Source organism: Roseibium sp. RKSG952 (assembly GCF_009711355.1).
The window spans coordinates 1-1671 of record NZ_SMMF01000539.1; the positions used below are offsets into that span (position 1 = coordinate 1).

Annotated in this window: 1 protein-coding gene and 1 pseudogene; one reads left to right on the plus strand and one right to left on the minus strand. The window is 52.4% G+C overall.

Annotation, left to right across the window (positions count from 1 at the left end):
- Positions 1-123: 123 nt before the first annotated feature.
- A complete protein-coding gene (galE, locus tag E1297_RS02085; RefSeq protein WP_155133289.1) occupies positions 124-1140 on the minus strand; it encodes a UDP-glucose 4-epimerase GalE in 1017 nt (338 codons plus the stop codon).
- A gap of 78 nt (positions 1141-1218) precedes the next feature.
- Here galE and E1297_RS51145 point away from each other — a divergent pair.
- Positions 1219-1299, plus strand: a pseudogene (locus tag E1297_RS51145) (hypothetical protein); the annotation flags it as partial.
- Positions 1300-1671: the final 372 nt, after the last annotated feature.

Genomic DNA, 1671 nt, shown 5'->3' on the forward strand with positions numbered 1-1671 from the left:
TTTTCAAGGGCAAGTGGCGGAGAGGAAGGGGCCACACGCCTAACTCTCTCCACAGATTAAGGTATTGAAATTATTTATTCAATTTGCGATTCGAGCAGAACTGGCAGAAACATGGTTCCACATTCAATCTGGGCTGTAGCCGCTGGGGTTTTCAGATTGCCAATCCCAAGTTGTCCTGCACATATCGTCAACGTCGAGCTTGGCTTGCCACCCCAAGAGACGCTCAGCCTTGCCGACGGCCGCGAGACTGTGCGCCACATCGCCATCGCGTCGTGGTTCGATTTGATAAGGCACTGCACGTCCCGAGGCTTGTTCAAATGCTTTCACCATTTCAAGCACAGTCGTGCTACGACCAGTGCCTATATTGATGGCCTCACAGCCACTTTTAGTGGGTTCAAATTGAATGGCAGCCAAGTGAGCGCGAGCCAGATCCTCGACATGAATGTAGTCGCGTTCTCCGGTTCCGTCACGCGTGTCGTAATCAGCGCCGAAGACATTCAGATGTTGTAGGCGCCCGACCGCCACCTGAGCAATGTAGGGAACAAGATTGTTGGGTATGCCGTTTGGATCTTCACCGATTCGACCAGACGCATCCGCACCCACTGGGTTGAAATACCTTAGCAAGACAGCACTTGCGTGCCTCCACGACGCAACCCAGTCGCGAATGATTTCCTCGATAAAATATTTCGTTCTCCCGTAGGGATTTGTCGGTCGAAGCGGGTGGTCCTCATCGTAAGGCAAATATTCTGCCTCGCCATAGACCGTTGCGGAAGATGAGAAAACAATGTGGCGGCAATCGTGCCGCTGCATGGCCTTTAGGAGCTCAATCGAACCAGAAACATTCTGGGCATAATACTCGATCGGCTTTTCGTTGGATTCCCCGACAGCCTTAAGACCCGCAAAATGGATGACCACTTCAGGCTTGAAATCGCCAAACGCCTCGTTCAATCGGCATGCATCCTGAATGTCACCTTCACATATCTCGAAGTCAGCATTAGCGAGTTGTTTTACGCGTTTCAGTGCTTCAGGGGAGCTGTTTGAAAAGTTGTCAAAAACCATGGCGTCATGCCGTTCACGCAGAAGTTGAAGCAACGTATGACTACCGATGTAGCCAGCCCCGCCAGTGACCAGAACTTTCATTTATTCCCCGCTCAACCGTCTCAGTATTTTGCCATATGTAGCGCGTGTGGCTCCTGCAGCGCAACGCTTTACGGCATCATTCTGGTGGAGGCGCCGGGTGAGGACGATCCGGAGCGGTTGAAGGATCTGGTAGGTCAGACCGCGCAATTGACGTTCCACCGGCATTGCCATTTGCGGACAGCCCCTGTTTTGGAAGAGTTTTCTTAGAGTTCATCCGAGATACAAATCATAAGTTGCTGTTCCGTGAGTATCGACGCAAAACCGAGAAGGGAAAAGGCACGACATGGCCGCAAGGCCGGGGTGAGCGATCGACGAGGAGTACGCGACACGGACTTCGAAGTTCAAGGCAGGGAAATTCAGACCCGGGGCTCGAGCGCTTGCAGCTCTCTGAACCGATGTGAACCCAGCTTTCCGAACAGCAAATCGGCCCGTGGCGTCAATTAAGGCCACAACATGAGGCCTAACACACGTCCGATCGAAGACCCCGCCGAAAAATCGAAAATATACCGCTCTCACTCCAAAACCCGAATA

Bases quoted from the DNA above. Each gene is read 5' to 3' on its own strand.
- galE (WP_155133289.1), bottom strand. From the start codon at position 1,140: ATGAAAGTTCTGGTCACTGGCGGGGCTGGCTACATCGGTAGTCATACG.